A 21,050-nucleotide genomic window follows, 5' to 3' on the forward strand; every position below is an offset into this window, starting at 1 on the left:
TATGGAAGGACGAGTCCTTGAGCACCCATGCGGAGCCGGGCGGATGCTCAGCCCCACGCCTGACACATGAGTCAAGGTGTAGTTCGGTTGACGTTTACGCCTCTTCCACTGCCACGTCCGACATGCGCCAGGGATGGCTGTATACGTTGAAGGCGCGGCCACGCACGAAACCGATGGCCGTGATGTTCAACTCCTCCGCGAGATCGATGGCGAGCAGCGTCGGCGCTCCGCGGGCGATCACGACGCCCACGCCGATCTTGGCGACCTTGAGCAATACCTCGGACGAGATCCGCCCGCTAAACGCCACGGCGGTGCCGGACAAGCTCTCGCCCGCCCGAAGGCAGTGGCCGTAGATTTTGTCGAGCGCGTTGTGGCGGCCGATATCGGCCCTTGCCAGGACGAGTTCTCCTTCACGCACCAGCGCCGCCACGTGCACGCCGCCCGTCTCCTCGAACAGCCCGGACGACGCATCGAGGAGATCCATCGCCCGAAACACGTCGTGCGCGGAGAGGGACACCGGATCCTCGACAGGCCGCGCGGTCAGCGCGTCGCTCTGAAAGTAGAAGCTCTGCCGCCCCTTTCCGCAGCACGAGCCGATGTAGCGCTTGTTGTAGAGCGCAGAAGGGAGCACGGCGCCGGACTTCGTCCGGACGCGAGCCGTACCCGTCCACAGGCTCACCTGCATCGACTCGATCTCGTCCACGGCGCGGATGACGCCTTCCGAAGCGAGAAACCCGTACACCAGATCCTCGACATAGGTCGGGGTGCATACGAGCGTCGCGAACTCCTCGCCGTTGACGTACAACGTGAGCGCGAATTCCGTCGCGATCACGTCTTCCTCCTGGCGATACGCTCCAGACCGATATCGGAGCACAGGTCGCCTGCGCGTTTCCGCCCCTCCAAAGCGCGACACGCCATTCACACCTCAGGCCCCCTGTCCTTATGCGCCGATTCGCCCGGCTCGGCGAGCCCGCTGCCCATGCCCTTCAGGAACGCAAACAGCATGGCGAGCGAACGGCCGACATCCGGATCGCGCAGCGCTCTAAGGAGATCATACACCCCCAGCCGCGAATTTGCCTCGCTTTGTTCGGTTGCGCGCTCCAGGCCGCTCGCCACCGCGTGAAACACGCGCTCCATATCCTCCGGCGGCACGACGCTCAAAAACTGCACAATGCCAATCAGGTTCTTGAGCCCGTCCGTCACCCCTTTGCGCGAGATGGCGTGGACGACCACGCGGAGGACGTCGTCCCCCTGCTCGACCAGCGCCCGCACGATGGGAATGAGCCCCTTCTCCTCGCACGCCTGGAGCAATCTGAGCCCGTCCACGATGCCGTCCGCGCTCTGAATCACCGCCTCCTCCACGCGCGCTTGCGCCTCCCGCCGTTCGTCGCGCGGCTGGTGGACGATCTGTTGAATGGGTTGCGCCATGATCTCACCCCCTCGCCTTTTCCTTCGCCGCCTCGGTCACCGGCACATAACCTCGCCGCGACCACTTCCGTTCGACGCGCACACCGGGCTGCGGATTCGGCCTGTGCATGCGGAAGTTGAACCTCGTCATGGGGCTCTCGCCGCGCGGCCGAATCACTTCCATCCGCACCTGCAGCTCCTTGTAGGCCGGCGTGTGCGTCGTCTCGTCCGACTCGCTCGACGTCAGGATGTTGATGGCCTCTTCGTCGTTCGAGGTGTTCATCGGCAAATACATTTGTTTGCCCTTCACGCGATCCGTCACCACCACCGGCAGCTTCAGCTCGCCGTAGGGCGAAATGAGGCGAACCAGCGCCCCCGTCTCGATGCCCCGCTCCTTGGCGAGCTCCGGCGACACCTCGAGATACGTCGTCGGAACCTTCTCCTTGAGGCCGTGCACCCGGTAGGTCAGGTTTCCCTCGTGGAAGTGTTCCAGCATGCGGCCGTTGTTCAGGTGGAGATCGTACTCCGGCGCAAACGCGGTGGGTTCAATCCACTTTGCAGGAACCAGTCGAGCCTTTCCGTTCGGGAACGGGAAGCCATTCGTGTACAAAAGCGGCGTGTCCGTCCCATCGGGATGCACTGGCCACTGCAGGCTGCGGTAGCCCTCGAGCCGGTCCCAGCGCACCCCCTGCATCAGCGCCGCCAAGCTCGCCATTTCCTCGAGGATCTCGGACGGATGCGCGTACGTCCAGTTGGCGCCCAGGCGGTTGGCGAGATCGCGCAGAATGATCCAGTCTGGACGGGAGTCCCCGAGCGGTTCGAACACCTGGTACAGGCGCTGGATTCGGCGCTCCGTGTTCGTGAATGTGCCCTCCTTCTCGAGGCTCGGGCTCGCGGCCAGCACCACGTCCGCGTACTCGGCCGTCTTGCTGAAGAACACGTCGATCACGACGAGCAGGTCGAGCTTTGCGAACGCCTCTCGGACGTAGTGCGAGTTCGAATCCACGAGAGCCATCTCCTCGCCCTGAATGATGAGGGCCCGCAGTTTGCCCTCGTGGATGGCATCGACCATCTCGTGGTTGTCGAGCCCCTTGGTCGTCGGAAGTTTCACGCCCCAGGCGGTCTCGTATTTCGCGCGCACGGCCGGATCGTCGACGCGCTCATAACCCGGCATGTACACCGGGCTGCAGCCCATGTCGCCCGCGCCTTGGACGTTGTTGTGGCCTCGGAGCGGATAGGCCCCCGTGCCCGGCCGCCCGACGTTTCCTGTCACAAGCAGGAGGTTGCAAATGGCAGTGCTGGTCTCGCTGCCTCCCTTGTGCTGCGTGACACCCATGGCCCAACAGATGCAGGTCGACTTGGCCTCATGGATCATCCGGGCGATCTGGATCACGGTATCGCGAGGCACGCCCGTCACGCGCTCGGCGTACTGAAGCGTGTACGGTTCGAGGGATTGGACGAAATCTTCAAAACCGTCGACGGATTGGCGCACGAAGTCGGCGTCGTGCCAGCCCTGATCGATGATGTACTTCGTGACCGCCGAGATGAGCACCAGGTCGGTTCCAGGATTCGGCCGGACAAACAGATCGGCGCGGTGCGCCAAATCGTGCTCGCGCAGGTCGATCACGATGTGCTTCTGTCCGTACTTCTTCTTGGCCCGCCGCATGCGGGTCGAGAAGACGGGATGCGACTCCGCCGGGTTCGCGCCGACGATGATGAGCAGATCGGCGATGGCGAGATCGTGGAGCGATCCGGTGTCGCCGCCGTAGCCCATCGTCCGGCGAAGCCCCTCGGTCGCTGGGGATTGACAGTAGCGCGAGCAGTTGTCGACGTTGTTCGTGTGGAGGACGGCGCGGGCGAGCTTTTGCACCAGGTAGTTTTCTTCGTTGGTGCACTTCGAGGACGAGATCAGCGCAATGGCGTCGTCTCCGTACTGCCGGCGGATGTCGGTCAGGCGCTTCGCCACGAAGTCGAGCGCTTCGTCCCAAGACACCTCGTGGAACGCGTCTCCCTTGCGGAGCAGAGGTTTGGTCAGGCGGTCCGGGCTGTTCACGAACTCCCAGCCGAATTTCCCCTTGACGCACGTGGAGATCTGGTTGGTCGGAGCTTCCATCTGGGGTTCGACCTTCAGGATGTCCCGATCCTTGGTCCAGATGTCGAACGAGCAGCCCACGCCGCAGTACGTGCACACGGTCTTGGTGCGCTTGATGCGGGACTTGCGCATGTGGCTCTCGACTTCCGAAATGGCGAAGATGGCGCGATACCCTGGCTCCACGGCCTTGGTCACGTCGATCATCCGCTGCAGGGGTTCCGGCTCGATACCTGTGAGGAATCCGGCCTTTCCGAGCATCGACTTCTCCATGAGCGCGTTGCAGGGGCAGACGGTCACGCAGTGGCCGCACGAGACGCACGACGACTCGTTGATGGGCACGTCGTCGTCCCAAATGACGCGCGGGATCTCGCGATCCCAATCGATGGACAGCACCTCGCTGACCTGCAGGTTCTGGCAGGCTTCGACGCATCGACCGCAGAGAATGCACTGGCTCGGGTCGTACCGGTAGAATGGGTGCGACATGTCGACCTCGTACGGCTTCTCGCGGAACGGATACGACTGGTGATCAATGTCCATCGCCATGGTGGTGTTGTGCACCACGCAGTTGCCGTTGTTGTTGTCGCAGACCGTGCAGTAGAGGTCGTGGTTTTTCAGGATGCGATCCATCGCCTCCTTGCGCGCGTACCGCGCGGCCACGGATTTGGTCCGCACCGACATGCCTTCCCTGACCGGGGTCGCGCACGCTCGGACGAGATCGCCATCCACCTCCACCATGCACGTGTCGCAGGTCTGGATGGGGCCAAGCGCAGGATGATAACAGATGTGAGGAAAGTCTAGGCCAGCCGCCAACATCGCCTGCAGGATGGTCTCCCCCTCAGTCGCCGTCAAGGGCGATCCGTCCAGCGTGAAGGTTCGCTTCAAATCAACGCTCATCTCGATCCCTCCTGCACTCGGATGGTCACACGTCTTCCATTAGGATGCCCAATGGGTTGGAAACTGTTCAGTTCCAGGCGGGCGGCTGCCGCAGGCGTTCCACCACCACCTTCCAGTCCGTTTCCGGGCGATCGCAGCGAAAGCCCCGACACACATAGTACTGGGGCGCCCCATGCTGCGCCATCGGGTAGGTGTCCTCGTCGCCGCGCGCGTCGCTCGTGAGCCAGACCGCTTCCGGCAGGTCCATGCGGGCAAGTTCGCGCGCCCTCTGTGCCGCTTCTTCCCGAGGCGCCGCGAGGACAATCTCCGTCGATCCCACCTCGCTCATCATGGCCGCGGTCACGAGCCACAGGCAGTCCATGGGCGTCGACGCGATGTCCCCGCCGAACGCGCGCAAGAGCCCTTCCAGCCGATCCGCGTATTCCGAGTCGCCCGTCAAGGCATGCAGCGCCCACAGGTTGTGCGCCGACTGGCTGTTGGCGGACGGCATCGCGCCGTCATACACGGGCTTCGGGACCGCGATGAGCGACTCCGCATCCCGGCCGTAAAACGTGTACCCGCCCTGGGCCTTGTCCCAAAAGAGGGCATCCTGCACCGCCTGCCAGTGCCGGGCGCGATCCAGATGCGCGCGATCGAGCGTGGCGCGATACAGCTCCAGATACGCAGCGACGAGATAGGCGTGATCGTCCGCGTACGCGAAAATACCGGCCTCGCCATCCCGATAGCGCGCGAGGAGCCTTCCGTCGTCGGGGCGCACCAAGATGCGCTCGATGGCCGCCACCACCTCCCTGGCCCTCTCGACCCACGCGGGCTCTCCGCACGCGAGGCCAGCACGTGCAAGCCCATACGCCATGAGCGCATTCCATGCCGTAAGGCACTTGTCGTCGATGGCCGGGCGTTCGCGCGCATCCCGAACCGCGCGCAGCTTCTCGTTGAGAACATCGAGCTTCCGCCACAGCTCCTCTTCGGTCACGCCGCGAGAAGCCGCGAACGCCGCCGGATCCTGATGGATGTAGTTGGGGACGTTCGCCCCCTCGAAGTTGCCGGCTTCCGTGATGTCGTAGAAGGCGTTGTATAGCTCGCCGTCTTCAGGGCCGAGCGCCGCGATCACGTCCTCCGGCCGCCAGAGATAAAAGCGACCCTCGCCGCCGGCCGAGTCCGCATCCACCGCGCTGTAATACAGTCCTTCGGGCGATCGCATCTCGCGTTCGAAAAAATCGACGATGTGCCGCATGAAGCGCAGAAAGGCCGGATCGTTGTCGCGGGCGTAAGCGTCCGCGTACGCAGCGAGCGCCAGCGCATTGTCGTACAGCATCTTTTCGAAATGCGGCACGCACCAGAACGGGTCCGTGCTGTAGCGGGCCAGACCTCCGCCGACGTGATCGACAATGCCGCCGCGCTGAATGGAGCGAAGCGTCGCCTGCGCCATGGCGGCCGCGCGCTCGCTCGGGCGCAAACGGGCGTAGCGCAACAAAAACTGCACCCGGTGAAACGTCGGAAACTTCGGCGCCGGACCGAATCCGCCGTACTCCGGATCGAACATCCGTTCCAGCGCCTCGTACGCTTGATCCGCCGCTTCCCGGCCGCGCGCCTCGCCCGCTTGGCCCTCGAACAGCGGCTGCATGCGCTCCGCCATCGACCGACTCGCCCGCTCCAGCCGCGCGCGATCCGCCTTCCACAGCCTGGCGATTTCCTGCAGGATTTGAATCAACCCCGGCCGCCCGTAGCGCGGCATCTTGGGAAAGTAGGTTCCGGCGAAAAACGGGTGCCCGTCGGGCGTCATGATGATGGTGAGCGGCCACCCGCCCTCTCCCTGCAGCGCTTGGCAATACGTCATGTAGATGTGATCGATGTCCGGCCGCTCCTCGCGGTCGACCTTGATGGCGACATAGTGCTCATTAAGAATGGCGGCCACGGTCTCGTCCTCAAACGACTCGTGCGCCATCACGTGACACCAATGACAGGTCGAAGGAAACTCCTTGGGCCCCCGAAGGGGCTACGAATAGCCGATGGACAAAAAGACGGGCTTGGATTCGCGCTTGGCTCGTTGAAAGGCTTCTGGACACCAGGGGTACCAATCGACGGGCTGATGGGCGTGTTGGAGCAGGTACGGGGACTTCTCGTGGATCAACCGATTTGTGTGCCTCGCGGATCCTGAGTGAGCCACGCCGCGCACATCCTTTCTGGATTCGTTTTCCTTCATTGTACCGCAATCCAGAGCTGCAGGATACCCGAAGAGCGGGGAGTGGTGGAATGGAGTGAGGGAACAGGGTGATGCAAGGGGGAAATGAAAAGCCCTCCGCAGACCATGATCCAACGGAGCGCGCATCAGGGTGACCTGACAAAACCTGCGCATTCCCCTGCCGCCCGCGTGTGCGGGCGGCACGTTTTGGCCAACGACGGGCACGCCGAAACCGGTCCGCCGTACAAACGCTACGTTCTCATTCTGGCAAGCAAGGTGACCGTGCCAAGCACGCAGACGATTCCCAGCATGCCAGCCCACCCCAGCGGCTGATGCAACACCGACACCGCAAGCACCGTTGCCGCCAGCGGCTCGCCGCTCGCGACCATGCTCGCGTCCGCCGGCGTGATGTCGCGGAGGCTCGCCAAGTACAGGTAGAAGGGCACCAGCGTCCCGAACACCACCACGAAGGCCACCAGGTACCATGCCCCGAAGGTCAAGTGGGGCATCTCATGCCGGGGAAAGGTGAAGAGGTCCATCGCTGTCCCGCCCACGAGCATGCCCCAAGCCGTCACGGACATCGGGCCGAAACGGGCGATGAGGGGAATGGGAAAGATGCTGTACACAGCTACCGCCACAGCCGACAAGAGTCCCCAGACCACGCACCATCCGGATACGGCCAGCCGTCCCATATGGCCGTCCGTCACGAGCAGCCCACAGCCAGCCATGGCGAGGAAGAGGCACGACATCTGAGCCAAAGACGGAAATCTGCGGGCGCGCGCAGACGCGTACGCGACGATGACGATGGGAGCCATGTACTGAAGCACCGTGGCCGTCGCGGCATTTCCCGCATGAATGGCGGCAAAGTACGTGTACTGCACGCCAAGGAGACCGGCAAGGCCAAACACCATCATCCGCACCGCGGAATATCGCTCGCGCCAAGGTGCAAATGCCTTTGCAGCGCCTTCTTTCGCGCACGTCGCTCCAAGCAGCATGAGCCCCGCCAGGGTCATGCGGACCGCCACGAGCCAGGCGGGATCGACGTGATCCGCAAACAAAACTTGCGCTGCCGTGCCCGAGACGCCCCACAGAATGGAGCCGAGCAATGCGAGACCGATGCCGCGGAAGCGCCGAAATCGAGCTCCCTGCGCCATCGAACGAACCCAACGCACAATCGCGGCGGACTCCGTCACAACCGTCCACCTTTCCTTCCGCCCGAAATTGGGAGATTCGATAGGGCGCTATGGCCGCCCGGAAGGGACCGTTCGCCAGAACCTCGCTCGAAAACCCAGGGCGCAGACTCAACTGTGCCACCGAAACCGGGGTTCCTCTAAGGATACCACAGGAACGCCTCCGGTTGATCCATCCACACGACAGGGATGGAACACGCGGCAGCCAGGGCATCCGCGATGCGGCGCATGCCTGGCGACTCGCTCGCCTGATGGCCGATCCACGCCACGGCGCGGGAGAGCCCCATCGCCGAGGCATCCCGCGCGTACTCCATCGCCTCCCACTCTGGCCCCTCGCCGGCGAGGATCAGATCGACACCGGTCTCGCGAAACACGTGGGCGACGAGATCGCCCGTGCCTCGATAGCCAGGCAACAGCGCGACTCGGCGAATCACGTCAGCGCGGCCGGAGACGCGCACGCGCGCCAAGCCGAGCCGGGCGCACACGTGCTGCAGGAGGTCATCCAGGCGCCGGCCCTGCGGCCATGCGACGACGGGCACGTCGCACGGCGTCGCGAGCCGCAGACGCACGTCCGCCGCCCACCCGAGCGCCTCCGCGATCCCCTCGGCGATCCAGTCGGGCGCCGTGCGATGCGGGCGATCGTGCAGGCGATATACGGCGACGCCGAGATCGAGCAGCCGCCGCTTCTTCTGCCAAGCGACGGCATCCTTGGCCGGCGCGTCGCCTTGGTGGCAAAAGAAGGCGCCCTCGTGGCTGAGCAGAAGATCAATCCCTTTCGCCCGCGCCGCCTCCACGACGGACACGGATGCGACAAACGTCACGCCGATGGCGCGCACCGGCGCCTCCGCATCCCCGCACACGAGGCCGTCGACGGAGATGGCCCGGTCGTCGCAGGGCATCATCGATGCAAGCGCCGCGATCACGTCTCGCACGCGCATGGAAACGCCCCCAGCGCAGGCCGCCATGGCCAGCGGTTCTCTCAGATGCTATGATAGAATGCAAACGAGCTTGGATGCCACTAGGGGAGCGAAAGCTGAGACGGGGGACACCCCGAACCCTTTGAACCTGACCTGGGTAATGCCAGCGTAGGAAAGTGGCGCATGGGACCCTCCCGTGTTCCCCTTATGGCCTCCGGCAGAGGAGGCGCTTCTGATGTCCTTTTCCGCATCGCTGATTGCCATGTCCAACCCCATCCTCGACGCCATTCTGCGCCATCCCTTCGTGCGAGGAATTGCCGAAGGGAACCTCCCGAAAGCGGCGGCCATTCGCTACGTCAGCCAGGACCAGCCGTATCTGGAGACCTACCTGCGCGTCTTCGCGCACGCCGCGGCGCTTGCGCCAAGGCACGAAGACGTGGCCGACTTCCACGGGCGCATGTCGCTTCTCCTCGGCGGCGAAACCGAGGCGCACGACAACCTGCTGCGCTACGCGGGGGTGACGGCCAAGGACGTGGAGGACCAGCCGAAGCTGCCCACCTTGCACCACTACGAGAGCCACCTCCTGGCCTCGGCAGCGCGCGGCGACTTCGCGGAACTCGTGGCCGCCATCCTGCCGTGCCATCACGTGTACGTCGAGATCGGCCAGCGGCTCGAACCCATCCTCGAAGAGAAGCCGGATCACCCCTTCGCGGCCTGGATCCGCTTCTACGCCGATCCCGGCATGCAAGACGCCACACATCGCCTGTTCGCGATGATCGATCGCGAGGCCGCCCACTTCTCGCCCGAGCGGGCCCGCCGGGTCGAGGCGGCGTTTGTCGCGAGCTGCCACCTCGAGTACCGGTTCTTCGACATGGCGTACCGCGGCGAGTCGTGGCTTCCGAAGGAGGCGGTGAGCGATGTTTCGACGCCCTGACGGCCATGTGGCGCGCATGCTCACCATCGCCGGATCCGACTCGGGCGGCGGCGCCGGCATCCAGGCGGACCTGAAGACAGCCCACCAGTTCGGCGTGTACGGCATGAGCGTGCTCACCGCCGTCACGGCGCAGAACACCGTCGGCGTGCAGGCCGTGTATCCGCTGCCCGTGGACATCGTGCGGGCGCAGTTTGAGTCCGTGCGCGACGATTTGGGCTTTGACGCCATCAAGACGGGCATGCTCGGCGATCGCGCCGCCATCCACGCCGTCGCAGACGCTCTCACGGGCGTCGACTGCCCCATCGTCGTGGACCCGGTGATGATCGCGAAGGGCGGCGAGGCGCTGCTCCATCCGGACGATGTCGCGGCCGTGATCGAGCGCATGCTGCCCCTCGCCTACGTGGCGACGCCGAATGCGCCGGAGGCGGAGCGGCTGACCGGCATCCCCGTCCGCTCCCTGGCGGACGCAGCGCGGGCCGCCGAGGCGCTGGCGCGGCTTGGCGCGCGGTATGCCGTGGTCAAAGGCGGTCATCTGGACGGCGCGGGCGATCTCGCCATGGACGTGGTGTTTCACGGTGGCACGTGGACGGTGTTCGCCGCCCCCCGCGTCCCAAGCCGCAAGACCCACGGCACCGGCTGCACCTTTTCGTCCGCCATCGCCGCGGCCCTCGCGCGCGGAGCGCATCCGCTCGAGGCCATCGCCGCGGCGAAGTCGTTCATCTCGCGCGCCATCGCATCGGCCGCCGACTGGGACGTCGGGAGCGGGCACGGGCCGACGGATCACAGCCAATGCCCGGTCTTTCCGGATCACATCGAGGCCGGGCGGATGTACGTGTTTGATGGTCGTCAGTTTGCCGAGGCCGCCCTTCCACTGTGAGCCTCGGGTGTGAGCCTCGGGCGAAGGGAGAACCACTCATGCAAATCGGACACTGGCTTGAGCGCGTGCGCGCGGAGCGCCCGCTCGTCCACAACATCACGAATCTCGTCGTGACGAACATCGCGGCAAACACCCTGCTCGCCCTCGGCGCCTCGCCCGTGATGGCACACGCGCACGAGGAGGTCGCGGACATGGCTTCCATCGCGCGCGCCATCGCGCTCAACCTGGGCACGCTCGACCCGTACGTCGTGACGAGCATGGATCTGGCGAGCGAGGCCGCCAACCGCCGCGGCGTGCCGATTGTGCTCGATCCCGTCGGCGCCGGCGCCACACCGTACCGGACGGGCGCCGCCATGCGCCTGCTCGACACGCGGAGGGTCCAAGTCCTGCGCGGCAATCAGGGCGAGATCGGCGTCCTCACGGGCGCGGGCGGCGAGGTGGCGGGCGTCGACGCGAAGGGCGCGGGTGCGGGCCTGGTCGACGCGATGAGGCGGTTCGCGCGCGCTCGCGGCCTCATCGTCGCGGCGACGGGAGAACAGGATCTCGTGACCGACGGCGAAGTGGTGTACGAACTCGCAAACGGCCACCCGTGGGAGGCGAGCATCACAGGCTCCGGCTGCTCGCTCACGGCCGTGATCGGCGCGTTTGTCGGCGTCTCGGATGGGACAAAGGGCGGCCTCCTCGAGGCGACCGTGGCCGCCATCACGTGTTTCAACGTGGCAGCCGAGATGGCGGCGGAAGGCGCAGGGGGACCGGGGAGCTTTCAGGTGCGGCTGCTCGATGCGTTGCACGCTTTGACCGCGCGCGACGTCGACGCACGCGCGCGCATTCGGAGGGGATAGTGGGCAGATGACAGGACAGGATTTCGCGGACAAGCTTCGCGTGTATCTCGTGACGGACGACCGGCCGGACCACGACGAGGTGGTCGCCATCGTGGAACAGGCGCTCGCAGGCGGCGTGACGTGCGTGCAACTGCGGCGCAAACGGGAAGACGGCGGGCCGATGCTCAAGCTCGCCGTCCGCCTGCGGGAACTCGCGTCCGCTCACGGCGCGCTCTTCATCGTGAACGACCGCGTCGACATCGCGCTCTTGTCGGGCGCGGACGGAGTGCACGTGGGGCAGACGGACCTCCCGGCGCGCCTGGTCAAGGCTCGCTTCCCCGAGCTTCTGGTCGGCGTCTCGGCGCGATCCGTCGAGGAAGCGGTGCGAGCCGAACAAGACGGCGCGGATTACCTCGGGGTGGGCTCCGTGTATCCGACGGCGACGAAGGACGACGCCGTCCTGACGGGCCTCGAGACGCTCGCCGCCTGCAGGCGCGCTGTCCACGTCCCCATCGTCGGCATTGGCGGGATCACCGTCGAGCGAGCGGCAGACGTGCTGGCCGCGGGCGCGGACGGCGTAGCGGTGGTCTCCGCCATCATGTCAGCGCAAGATCCGAAGGCTGCGGCCGCAGCGTTGGCGCAGAGGGCGATCTCGTGAACCAGGAAGGGCAGAGCCTCGGTGTGTAAATGGTTGCGTCGTCAGCCCCCCTTCCTGGCTCTACGTTTCAGATGGAACCGGACGCGCTGCAATGTCAATCCCAACAACGGCACACCCACCACCGTAAACAAGAGGTAAGATGGTCCGACGTGTTCGATGAAATACGCCATCTGGGCGACATTGCGATAAAAATACAATCCGCCCACAAACATCGCCGTTCCGGTAGGTAACACCGCCCAGCGGTAGTCGCGCGTCTTACAAAGGTCTTGAATTCCCGTGCACATCGCCAAATGGATGACGGCCAACTTCGAGATGATAGTCATCAAAACGGCAATTCCATAGATTGTATCTAATCGTTCGATGAAACGCCCGATGCGTACAACGCGAATCAACTCCAACACTGGGTATTGCAGATAACGCACCGTATATCCGAACACGCCAACGGTCAGGAGGACCACGATGAGAATCAGCACTGTGGATATCGAGGCTGCGATCACGATGTCGTTGGGAAGCTTCTCGGGTGATCGCAAATTAGGAACCAATTGGATGGCAAGCGAAAATTCCAACCCATAGACGAACATCGAGACAATCGAAGCCTTCCATACCGGCAGCCAACCACTCGAAAAAACAGGATAAAACTGATGGACGTCGCACAGAGTTAAGGGTAAGAGAATCAGGAGCGGGAGTACCACAGCGGCGAGCGGAACGATAAATTCGTTCGCGCGTGCAAAGGACTCAATGCCTACATAGGCAATGTAGGCGACGCTGGCGCAGCCGATAACCGCCACAGCAGTTTCCGATGTATAGGGCAACGAGACCATGGTCACAAAGAGTGTAAACTCCCGCGCCACCACTGTCCCGACCACAAAAACCACTGAAACGTACCATATAATTAATACATTACCTATTGCAGACCCCGCCGTCGCAAGGAGCGCACCGGTTACCCGCAAGTTGGGAAATTTTTTAACATGCACACGAGCAATGCCCGCCGAGAGCAGTCCTCCAACAAACAATGAAGGAACGGCCATCCACGCATCCGTCACGGTGAACTCCGTGATCACAGAGGGAATGACAAGAACCCCGGTCCCCATGGTCAACCATATGAGAAGCAGGATCAGTTGATATCGAGATATCTGTTCTTTTCTCATGGCTCACAACCCAAATAACCATTCGGTGGCCGTCCCAAATACGAGTTCCAACGGGTAGAGGGGTTGAAGGTCTGGCCACCACTGGAACATCAGCGCCAAATACGCAATCACTACAAAGCATACGCTCAACAACCAAACGAGGATTGGCCCCCAAGTGGGTCTCTTGACCACGTAATCCCCCCTCTTCACCCCGGCGATCGAGTCGACAGTCCAGAGTGGACGATGTGAGGATGAATGACATAAGACACGTCGCATTTCTTCCACCAGGATGGATCCTTGCGCTCCAATATGCGAAACAACTGGGGTGCTGTTCGATACAGCGACATTCGCCACAGATTGACGTCAGCGGAGCGCATACGCATGATGCACTGATGTATATCGCGCTGAATGTCGCGTCCCGCCTGATCTTCAAGGACCTTAAAAGTCGTTCGATCAGCGACATGCCCCGGACTCATCGCCTCGATATAACCGTTGCCCCACCAATTTACAGTGACGTACAGCTTGTTTTTATGATACCTAAACCCAAACGTTGTATGCGTATGCCCCCACCTGATACAAATTTGACCTTCTTTACCTCTATACGGGTCTTGAAACACGATTTTTTGGACCAAATTGCGCGTATCTCCTAGCAGCCAAAGTGCTCCATTGTCTCGAGGAGGGCAGATAGACCACCACGCTATGCCTCCCCGGGGATCCACAAATACGAGACCTGCAACCCAATTGGCCGCCTGTGGATCAAGCCACGGTAAATGGGCAACTCCGTATGGAGCATTCCAGTCGCGCAGCATGCGGAATTGTTCCGCCCGAAAAGCGTCCGTGCATGCTTCCCAATTTTGAATCGCCTGCCGGATCGTGATGGCAAGCGGTGTTTCGCTTCGATTGGAAATGGTCCAAATTTGGTCGGCATCTCCTCGAACTACGACCACCATCTGATTCAAGCGTAATTCGCGGTTTCGTTCTAGTTCGTCCAGCATGGATGCAAACCTATCGGAGATCACCCTGTCGCTCAACACAACTAACGTGTTGTGCGACAGATAGATGCGCTTGTCAAGCTTTTTTTGGATGTTTTCCAGAGCGGAGGCCATGCTCAATCCTTCTCCAGTGACCAACATGTCCTGATTTTGATTCGCAGACGTGTTGTCTGAACCGGATTCGCTGGACCTCATGATGTCACATGTCACACGCAAGTGGTGATTAGAGGTCTCGTCCATCGACATTCCAACGACCACAGCAAGGTCTTCCACTTCGCTGTAGTCGCCGCAGCTCGTTACCACGCATGTAACCGCCATCACCAACACCACCAGCCAATAGCGTTTCAACGGCCGAATCTACCTCCGTCCGCGTGCTCGCTTTCGGTCCATAGGTTCATATTCCTGGGGACGACGGCCCATATCCCACCATGGCGCACGCACCAGAGCGTCTTTCCAATCCGTCAAAAGGGTTGGACCAACAGGTGCCAGATATGGAACGCCAAAAGAACGAATGGATGCAAGGTGAACAATCAACACTATCCCCAGAATCGCGACACCATAAAGCCCAAATACGCCTGCACACAGGACAAACACAAATTGTAACAAGCGTGTCGCCTGCACCATCCCTAAGGCAGGCGCGGTAAAGGAGGCGATCCCAGTGGCGGCGACAATGATGATCATGCCTGCGGACACGATCCCGGCGCGCACTGCAGCCTCTCCGATGACCAAGGTGCCCACAATGCTCACGGACTGCCCCACGGCTCTAGGCAGTCTCGTTCCCGCCTCCCTCAAGGCTTCAAATGCGAACATCATGAAGAGCGCTTCAAAAACCGTCGGAAAAGGGATCCCGGCGCGCTGCGAACTGATCTTTTGAACGAGAGGCGTAGGAATCAAATCTTGGTTATACGTCAACAACGAGACATACACGGCCGGAAGTAGTACCGATGACCAAAACATGATGTGACGCAGGAGACGAAGTGGCAAAGCGAGCGTGTAATGCATATAGTAGTCTTCCGGCGACGTGATGAATTGCGCGAATGTCGCGGGGAGCACCATGCACATGGGGGTGCCGTCCACGATAATCGCGATTCTTCCCTGCAGCAGACCCGACACCACGCGTTCGGGCCGTTCCGTTTCCTCAATGGTTGGAAAAATCGTCCTTGGCGCATCTGCAATCCATTCCCTGACCACATTCATGTCAACCACACCATCAATACACACCTTGGATAATCGCGAGCAGACCTCTTGAACCAGTCGGGGCTTCGTAATACCTTCGACATATACGAGGGAAACCGTCGTTCTGGTGCGCTCGCCAATAGTGAAATCGAGTATCCTGAGGTCTGGTGAACGTAATCTCTTTCGTACTAAGGCGATATTGAGTACGCGGTTCTCCACGAACGCCTCTTGCGGCCCCTGTAACGTCGGTTCGTTTTCCGCACGCTCAACCTGGCGACCTGGCCAGGACTCGACATCCCAGATGAAAGCTGTTCCGAGTCCGTCTTGAAAGAGAACCGCCTTCCCTCCCAGCACGGCTGTGACCACGTCGTCTAGTTTCTCCGTTGCGGTCATTGACATCCATAGTGCCTGCTGCCCCAAGTGCTTCAAGGATGATATAGATTTTTTTGACATTTCTTCCATACGCAAAATCGAGAGTCCTATTTGAATACGCTCTGCAGCCACAAGACCGTCGATCCACACAACGAGAGCGAGGGATCCGTTCCATTCAAATGGCATTCGCTTGAGGTCAGGCGCGGAGGCTAAACAAGCCTGGAGCATCAACCAGTTGTCTTCGACTCGCTTCGACAGCAGCCCATTTGCTCTGCCTGTCATCTTGCATCACCAGCGTATCTGGAATGCGATTCTCCCGTAGCTTTCACCAAACTCGATTTCCCTATGCATCTAGACGAGCGGGCACCCTGTAATCCTCGCAACCTCGGCATCCCAAGCAACAAGATCGCTCTGATCCAAGGCGTGAATCGAAGGCTTACCGAGCGCTCGTAGTCCGACGCCTATCTCGTCGGCACACGCCAAAAGAAATTTTGCCAACGACTCTGCTCCCGCGCGGACGTCAAACCTCGTTGGAATCTCCGCATTGGCCCACGCGATCTGGGTCGGAGGTTCGAACGGAAGTGTGCGTGTGAGTTGAGTGTGCACGACGGAAAATAGTGCAGCTGTTCCCATGTAAACCGCTGAGGCGCCCAAACAGAGCGCTTTCATAATGTCCCCCGGCGTTCGAATTCCTCCCGAGATGATGAGGTCGACCCGATCCTGGTACCCTCGCGCCCGCAGAAATCGAGCAGCGCGACAAAGGGCGGAGAGTGTGGGAATTCCAAAATCGTCAACGAGCACTGCGGGAGACGCATGAGTTCCACCCTGTGCCCCATCGACCACAATCACATCTGCGCCAGCTTTCACTGCCCACTCGATGTCTTGCTCGATGTAGTGACTCGCCGGAATCTTAACCGCAATGGGGGCTCCTCCACTTATTTTTCTTAATCTTCTGATTAGATTGCGGAAGGCGAGCATTCGCTCGACTTCGGGATGGCCGGCCGGTATATAAGCTACGTCCGACTCATCGGTCAGCCCCAAGTCTCTGCGGGCGGCTCGATCCAGACCTTTCGCGGACACAAAAGTTCCGGAACCGACATTCGCTCCTTGTCCGAAGCGAATTTCAATCATGTGTGCTCGCTGGAATACCGATTCGTCCCCCCGCCATGGCGCGCGATGGTACTGAACCACCCATTTGTCTGCCGAGTGCGTCCATTCCGCTACGACGGGTCCTTGCCCCACATTGCATGCCGTTCCGGCTTTGGCTGTGCCAAGCGCAATCGCTTGGACAATGGGCTTCCGTAAAGCAACACCGTATCCCATGGCACTGACGAGAATAGGCATCGACAGGTGCAGCGGTCGTTTACAGTGTCGGCCAATGGTGACCTGAAGATCCACTGGATCCGTCAACTCAAGAGGACGACGACGAAGAGGACCCGGAGTGATGAGCAGTCCGTCAAAATGCGGGAAGGGGCGTCCTGTCCCAATCGGCTTTTCTAACGCTCGTCCGCTTTGCGCGCGCAACTCATTTTCCAACATCCATTGTAGACCAAATTTTTTAAGCGCCGTGTAACCCTCTAGCAGATTGTTCGTATAAGGGTCTCGAAATACAACTTCTGTGAATCTACGCACCGCCAGTCTGAAGAAAGTCCGAAATAGCCATGGAGATAACAATAGCAGAAAGAGGAAAGTGACGCCCAACTCGACCCCAATGACGATGTATACACTTTGGAGAAACTCCACCCTGCTTCCCATACGTGCCTCCTGAACCAGATGGAACGCACCATCACGTGTGGTCTCCTGCGATATGCCGCCTCTCCTCTTAGTCTCGGCATCTAAACCTCTTCCTACACGTCATACCGGCTCAACGAACACTTCCGTTCTTGAAGGAACTAGATCCCATTTCTCGTTGAATCGTCCACAACGCGCTGTAGATGCCTCCTCGATGAACAAGCTCACGATGCGTACCGCGCTCGACGACGCGCCCTTCGTGTAATACGAAGATCTGATCCATGAATTCCATGCCCGTGAGCCGGTGGGTGACCCAGACGACGGTCTTGTCTCGCAGCGCTGTAAAAAACGCTTCCATGAACGAGCGTTCGGTTTCAACGTCAAGCGAAGAAGTCGGCTCGTCACAGAGCACGACCTCGGCCCCAGAAAGCACGGCCCGTGCAAGGGAAAGCCGTTGACGCTCACCTCCCGAGAGCGAGTACCCGCGATCCTGCAGCACCGTGTCGAGCCCCTTCGGCAGCCGCGAAACGAGATCCTCGAGCTGCGCGATGGAGAGGGCCATCATGAGTTCTTCGTCGGTAGCATCAGACCTCGCGAGCAAGAGATTCTGGCGAAGTGTCGTATGGAAAATGTACGTATCCTGTGGCACCGCTGTGACGAGACGTCGAAGCTCAGACTCCGACCAACCGACGAGTGGATGGCCGAACCATCGTACCTCGCCCTTATCGTAGGCGACGAGACCTAGCGCCACCTGGAGCAACGTCGATTTCCCGGCCCCGCTATCCCCAACGATAGCAACCCGATGACCACGGGGGACCTCGATGTCGACGTCCCTCAGCGCCCACACGTCTCCTCGGCGGCAGCAAAGACCATGCGTCGAGAATGCCGTATGGGTTGACGCGAGAGCGAGTGACAAGGTGGCCGACGTCCCTTCGCTCTCCGCTCGTGGACCGACCTCCTCGCTCGACACCGGCGCGAGATCGACCATCTGCGCAACCGACCGTCTCACCTCAAAAGCATCCGCGAATGCTGGTCCCGCAGTGGTCCAAGGCTCCATGGCCGCCATGACCATGAGGGTCACGGCTGCTATCATCGTGCCAGGCAAGTTCGACGTAAGATGCAGTTCGATGGCCTCGGCGAGAACAGCAGCCACAGTAGCCGTAGCGCCCACATACAACGTTCCATCGAGGATCGCGCGCACGGCGTCGAGGTGAGCAGTCAGCCGCTCCTCCTCCTCATCCCAACTGTCCAGGCGCGCGAGCATCTCGTCCATCTCGCCATGCGCGAGTAGCTCGTCGATCCCACGGACGAGATCGTCCATCCCGGCTTCGCGCCTCTGGCGAATGGCGAACCTCGAGCTATGCCAGCGATTCGAGATCCACAAGGCCAGTAACGGTGCCGCGATTCCTGCCACGAGAACGCCGAGCGCGAAAGTCACCGCGAGGCTCAGATCCACCCGCGCGAGCCATGCACCCACCAGCGCGCTCGAAGCAAGGCCGCTCCCGAGCGGCAAAAGAAGCCTCAGAAGCCCGTTCTGCACTCGTTCCATGTCCGTCAGGATGAGATCCAGGGTCGTCACGGTGCGACGGCCAATCAAGGTATCCGGATGGCGCTCTAAATGCGAAAATATGAGCGCGCGCAGGCGTGCCGTCAGACGAAGGACGGTATCGTGCGAAATCAGGCGCTCGAGATAACGAAACGCCGCCCGACTGGTGCCGAAAAACCGCACGCCCACAATGGGCACCCATAGCATCAGAATCGTCGACGGTTTGAGCGCCGCGGCGGAAATGAGGTAGCCCGCCGTCGCCATCATCGCCGCGGCGGCCACGAACGTGGCGGCGGAAAGCCCAGTACTACCCGCCACACGGCCGACGACTGGACGCACAAATCCCCACATCCAGCGCACGCGTCTCATCAGGAAAGCACCTCTTCGCCACGGTAACGGCTCACCATAGCGTGAAAATAGCCATACGCAAGCAGAAGTTCCTCCGGCCGTCCCTCCTCGACAAGCCGACCTCCGTCGAGCACCAACACGCGGTCCGCCGCGAGCGCAAGGCTCAGCCGATGCACAACGGCGATCGACGTGCGCTCCCGAAGCCACGGGACGACCCGCTCCTCCAGCGCCCGCTCGGTGGCGAGATCGAGCGATCGTGTCGGCTCATCGAGCAGCGCGACGGCCGGTCTCCGGAGGACCAGGCGCGCCAGGGCCAGCCGCTGCCGCTCGCCGCCCGAAAGCTGCACGCGCTCCCCGTCCAGTTCTGTATCGAGGCCTGCAGGCAGCCGCTCGACGACGTGGTCGAGCCCCGACATGACAAGCGCCTCCCGAACCTCCTCGTCGGATCTCGGCTCGTTCCACGTGACGTTGTCGCGCAAGGTCGCGTGGAACCACGTCGGCTCCTGCGCGACGAGGCCCAGATGACGGCGAAACGCGCCAAGATCAATCTCGTCGAGCGGCACGCCGCCGATGAGCACCTCGCCTGACTCCGGCCGGATGAAGCCAAGCAGCACGGCGAGGAGCGTGCTCTTCCCCGCGCCGCTCGGCCCGACGACGGCGACCAACTCGCGCGGCCCGATGCGGAACGAAACGTCCTCAAGCGCGGGCTTCTCGGCACCGGGATAGCGGACGGTGACGTGGCGGAACTCGATGGCGACGCCCTGCGGGCTCACGAACGGCGTCCGGCCGCCGTCGCGCTGCCGCACGGCGGGAATCGGCGTCTCGAGCACCTCCCGGTGCCGCTCGAGCATCGCCACGCCGTCCCGCGCCGCGTGATACTGGGCGCCCGCGTTGCGAATCGGCAGGTAATATTCCGGCGCGAGCAGGAGCAGCACAAACGCCGCGGCGAAGTCCATGCGGCCGTTCAACAGGCGGATGCCAAGTGAGACGGCCACGAGGCCGATGCTCACCATCGTAAAGAGTTCCGTCACGAGCGAGGACAGAAAGGCAAGCCGGAGCACCTTCATGGTCGTCCGCCGGTAATCGTCGGCCACGCGCTCGATGATTCCCACCTGCGCCCGGCTGCGCCCGAACACCTTCAGCGTCCAGAGCCCACGGACCACGTCGAGGAAGTGGCCCCCGAGGCGTTCGAGGGCCTCAAACCGCCGGTCGGTGGCTTTCTGCGCCGCCCGCCCCACGAGAACCAGCAGCAGCACCATGAAGGGCACCGTCCCCGCGAGAATGACGGCCGTCAAGCGATCCTCGACCGCGGCGAACGCGAGAATGGCGATGGGCACCGCCGCGGACGCCGCCGCTTGCGGAAGATAGCTCGCGAGATACGCGTCCATTCCGTCGATGCCGTCCGTGAGCCACGTCCGCCACGCGCCGGCCGGGTGGCGGCGTACCTCCACCGGCCCAAGCGCAGCCATCTGCTCGACCATCTCCCGCCGAATGCGCCGTTTGACATGCGAGGCGAAGCGCTGGGACAGCCACTTGGCGACTGCCATCAGCACCGCTCTGGCCGCAATCACGGCGAAAAACGCGGTGAGCGCGGCGAACCACGCATGTGCCCCGTCCGCACGCGGGAATACAGAACGCACGGCCCGCGACAAATACCACGCCTGCGGCAGGACCAAGAGCCCGGCGAGCGCGGAGGCGGCGGATGCGAGCAGGAACGTACGCCGTTCCTGAGGCGTCGAGATGGGCAGCTGTCGCGATATCGAGCGCATGAGCCTCACCTTCGTTC

15 protein-coding genes, 1 pseudogene and 1 riboswitch are annotated in these 21,050 nt (G+C 62.1%); of the genes and pseudogenes, 4 read left to right on the forward strand and 12 right to left on the reverse strand.

What is annotated here, in order from left to right; all coding sequences use genetic code 11:
• Positions 1 to 94: 94 nt before the first annotated feature.
• From fdhD to J3481_RS03465, 6 genes and pseudogenes are all read right to left on the reverse strand, one after another.
• Positions 95 to 922 (reverse strand): formate dehydrogenase accessory sulfurtransferase FdhD, encoded by an 828-nt coding sequence (gene fdhD, locus J3481_RS03435; protein WP_206830843.1) that lies wholly within the window; start codon positions 920 to 922, stop codon positions 95 to 97.
• Positions 919 to 1,428 (reverse strand): DUF1641 domain-containing protein, encoded by a 510-nt coding sequence (locus J3481_RS03440; RefSeq protein ID WP_206830844.1) that lies wholly within the window; start codon positions 1,426 to 1,428, stop codon positions 919 to 921. Before J3481_RS03440 ends, fdhD begins: the two co-directional genes overlap by 4 nt.
• A 4-nt stretch (positions 1,429 to 1,432) precedes the next feature.
• On the reverse strand, positions 1,433 to 4,393 hold the full coding sequence (gene fdhF / locus J3481_RS03445) for a formate dehydrogenase subunit alpha (protein WP_206830845.1): 2,961 nt from the start codon (positions 4,391 to 4,393) through the stop codon (positions 1,433 to 1,435).
• A gap of 67 nt (positions 4,394 to 4,460) precedes the next feature.
• Positions 4,461 to 6,749: pseudogene (locus tag J3481_RS03450) on the reverse strand (thioredoxin domain-containing protein).
• Between the two features lie 77 nt (positions 6,750 to 6,826).
• Positions 6,827 to 7,768, reverse strand: a complete 942-nt coding sequence (locus J3481_RS03460; protein WP_328702043.1) for an EamA family transporter — start codon at positions 7,766 to 7,768, stop codon at positions 6,827 to 6,829.
• A gap of 137 nt (positions 7,769 to 7,905) precedes the next feature.
• A complete protein-coding gene (locus tag J3481_RS03465; protein ID WP_206830848.1) occupies positions 7,906 to 8,703 on the reverse strand; it encodes a Nif3-like dinuclear metal center hexameric protein in 798 nt (265 codons plus the stop codon).
• A 72-nt stretch (positions 8,704 to 8,775) separates the two neighbouring features.
• Positions 8,776 to 8,874, forward strand: a riboswitch (TPP riboswitch).
• Between the two features lie 43 nt (positions 8,875 to 8,917).
• Here J3481_RS03465 and tenA point away from each other — a divergent pair.
• Genes tenA through thiE form a run of 4 tightly spaced genes read left to right on the forward strand, consistent with a single transcriptional unit; the run spans position 8,918 to position 11,972 of the window.
• The gene (gene tenA, locus J3481_RS03470) at positions 8,918 to 9,616 is read left to right on the forward strand and encodes a thiaminase II (RefSeq protein WP_206830849.1); all 699 of its coding nucleotides are present in this window, start codon (positions 8,918 to 8,920) and stop codon (positions 9,614 to 9,616) included.
• Positions 9,600 to 10,493: a bifunctional hydroxymethylpyrimidine kinase/phosphomethylpyrimidine kinase gene (gene thiD, locus J3481_RS03475; RefSeq protein ID WP_206830850.1), complete on the forward strand. Its 894-nt coding sequence runs from the start codon at positions 9,600 to 9,602 to the stop codon at positions 10,491 to 10,493. Before tenA ends, thiD begins: the two co-directional genes overlap by 17 nt.
• Before the next feature lie 38 nt (positions 10,494 to 10,531).
• Positions 10,532 to 11,335 (forward strand): hydroxyethylthiazole kinase, encoded by an 804-nt coding sequence (gene thiM, locus J3481_RS03480; RefSeq protein ID WP_062308681.1) that lies wholly within the window; start codon positions 10,532 to 10,534, stop codon positions 11,333 to 11,335.
• A gap of 7 nt (positions 11,336 to 11,342) precedes the next feature.
• Positions 11,343 to 11,972, forward strand: coding sequence for a thiamine phosphate synthase (thiE, locus tag J3481_RS03485; RefSeq protein WP_062308683.1), 630 nt, complete (start codon positions 11,343 to 11,345; stop codon positions 11,970 to 11,972).
• Between the two features lie 41 nt (positions 11,973 to 12,013).
• Here the strand turns inward: thiE and J3481_RS03490 are convergent, their stop codons facing one another.
• From J3481_RS03490 to cydD, 6 genes are all read right to left on the reverse strand, one after another.
• On the reverse strand, positions 12,014 to 13,120 hold the full coding sequence (locus tag J3481_RS03490) for a GerAB/ArcD/ProY family transporter (RefSeq protein WP_083516037.1): 1,107 nt from the start codon (positions 13,118 to 13,120) through the stop codon (positions 12,014 to 12,016).
• A 185-nt stretch (positions 13,121 to 13,305) separates the two neighbouring features.
• On the reverse strand, positions 13,306 to 14,439 hold the full coding sequence (locus J3481_RS03495; RefSeq protein WP_062308686.1) for a Ger(x)C family spore germination protein: 1,134 nt from the start codon (positions 14,437 to 14,439) through the stop codon (positions 13,306 to 13,308).
• A gap of 9 nt (positions 14,440 to 14,448) precedes the next feature.
• Complete coding sequence (locus tag J3481_RS03500; protein WP_062308688.1) at positions 14,449 to 15,921, reverse strand: spore germination protein; 1,473 nt, start codon at positions 15,919 to 15,921, stop codon at positions 14,449 to 14,451.
• A gap of 69 nt (positions 15,922 to 15,990) precedes the next feature.
• A complete protein-coding gene (locus J3481_RS03505) occupies positions 15,991 to 17,394 on the reverse strand; it encodes an FMN-binding glutamate synthase family protein (RefSeq protein WP_236011099.1) in 1,404 nt (467 codons plus the stop codon).
• A gap of 109 nt (positions 17,395 to 17,503) precedes the next feature.
• Positions 17,504 to 19,285 (reverse strand): thiol reductant ABC exporter subunit CydC, encoded by a 1,782-nt coding sequence (gene cydC, locus J3481_RS03510; protein ID WP_236011100.1) that lies wholly within the window; start codon positions 19,283 to 19,285, stop codon positions 17,504 to 17,506.
• Positions 19,285 to 21,033 carry a thiol reductant ABC exporter subunit CydD gene (gene cydD / locus J3481_RS03515; protein WP_236011101.1) on the reverse strand — a complete coding sequence of 583 codons (1,749 nt, stop codon included), beginning with the start codon at positions 21,031 to 21,033 and terminating at the stop codon, positions 19,285 to 19,287. The genes cydC and cydD overlap by 1 nt, the downstream gene beginning before the upstream one ends.
• Positions 21,034 to 21,050 lie beyond the last annotated feature (17 nt).

Source organism: Alicyclobacillus fructus, from assembly GCF_017329605.1.
Lineage (GTDB): Bacteria > Bacillota > Bacilli > Alicyclobacillales > Alicyclobacillaceae > Alicyclobacillus > Alicyclobacillus fructus.

Coding starts and splice junctions, on each gene's coding strand:
- J3481_RS03440 (WP_206830844.1), bottom strand. CDS start 1,428: ATGGCGCAACCCATTCAACAGATCGTCCACCAGCCGCGCGACGAACGG.
- J3481_RS03500 (WP_062308688.1), bottom strand. CDS start 15,921: ATGACAGGCAGAGCAAATGGGCTGCTGTCGAAGCGAGTCGAAGACAAC.
- thiM (WP_062308681.1), top strand. CDS start 10,532: ATGCAAATCGGACACTGGCTTGAGCGCGTGCGCGCGGAGCGCCCGCTC.
- J3481_RS03465 (WP_206830848.1), bottom strand. CDS start 8,703: ATGCGCGTGCGAGACGTGATCGCGGCGCTTGCATCGATGATGCCCTGC.
- fdhF (WP_206830845.1), bottom strand. CDS start 4,393: ATGAGCGTTGATTTGAAGCGAACCTTCACGCTGGACGGATCGCCCTTG.
- cydD (WP_236011101.1), bottom strand. CDS start 21,033: ATGCGCTCGATATCGCGACAGCTGCCCATCTCGACGCCTCAGGAACGG.
- thiD (WP_206830850.1), top strand. CDS start 9,600: ATGTTTCGACGCCCTGACGGCCATGTGGCGCGCATGCTCACCATCGCC.
- J3481_RS03505 (WP_236011099.1), bottom strand. CDS start 17,394: ATGGGAAGCAGGGTGGAGTTTCTCCAAAGTGTATACATCGTCATTGGG.
- tenA (WP_206830849.1), top strand. CDS start 8,918: ATGTCCTTTTCCGCATCGCTGATTGCCATGTCCAACCCCATCCTCGAC.
- J3481_RS03490 (WP_083516037.1), bottom strand. CDS start 13,120: ATGAGAAAAGAACAGATATCTCGATATCAACTGATCCTGCTTCTCATA.
- cydC (WP_236011100.1), bottom strand. CDS start 19,285: ATGAGACGCGTGCGCTGGATGTGGGGATTTGTGCGTCCAGTCGTCGGC.
- thiE (WP_062308683.1), top strand. CDS start 11,343: ATGACAGGACAGGATTTCGCGGACAAGCTTCGCGTGTATCTCGTGACG.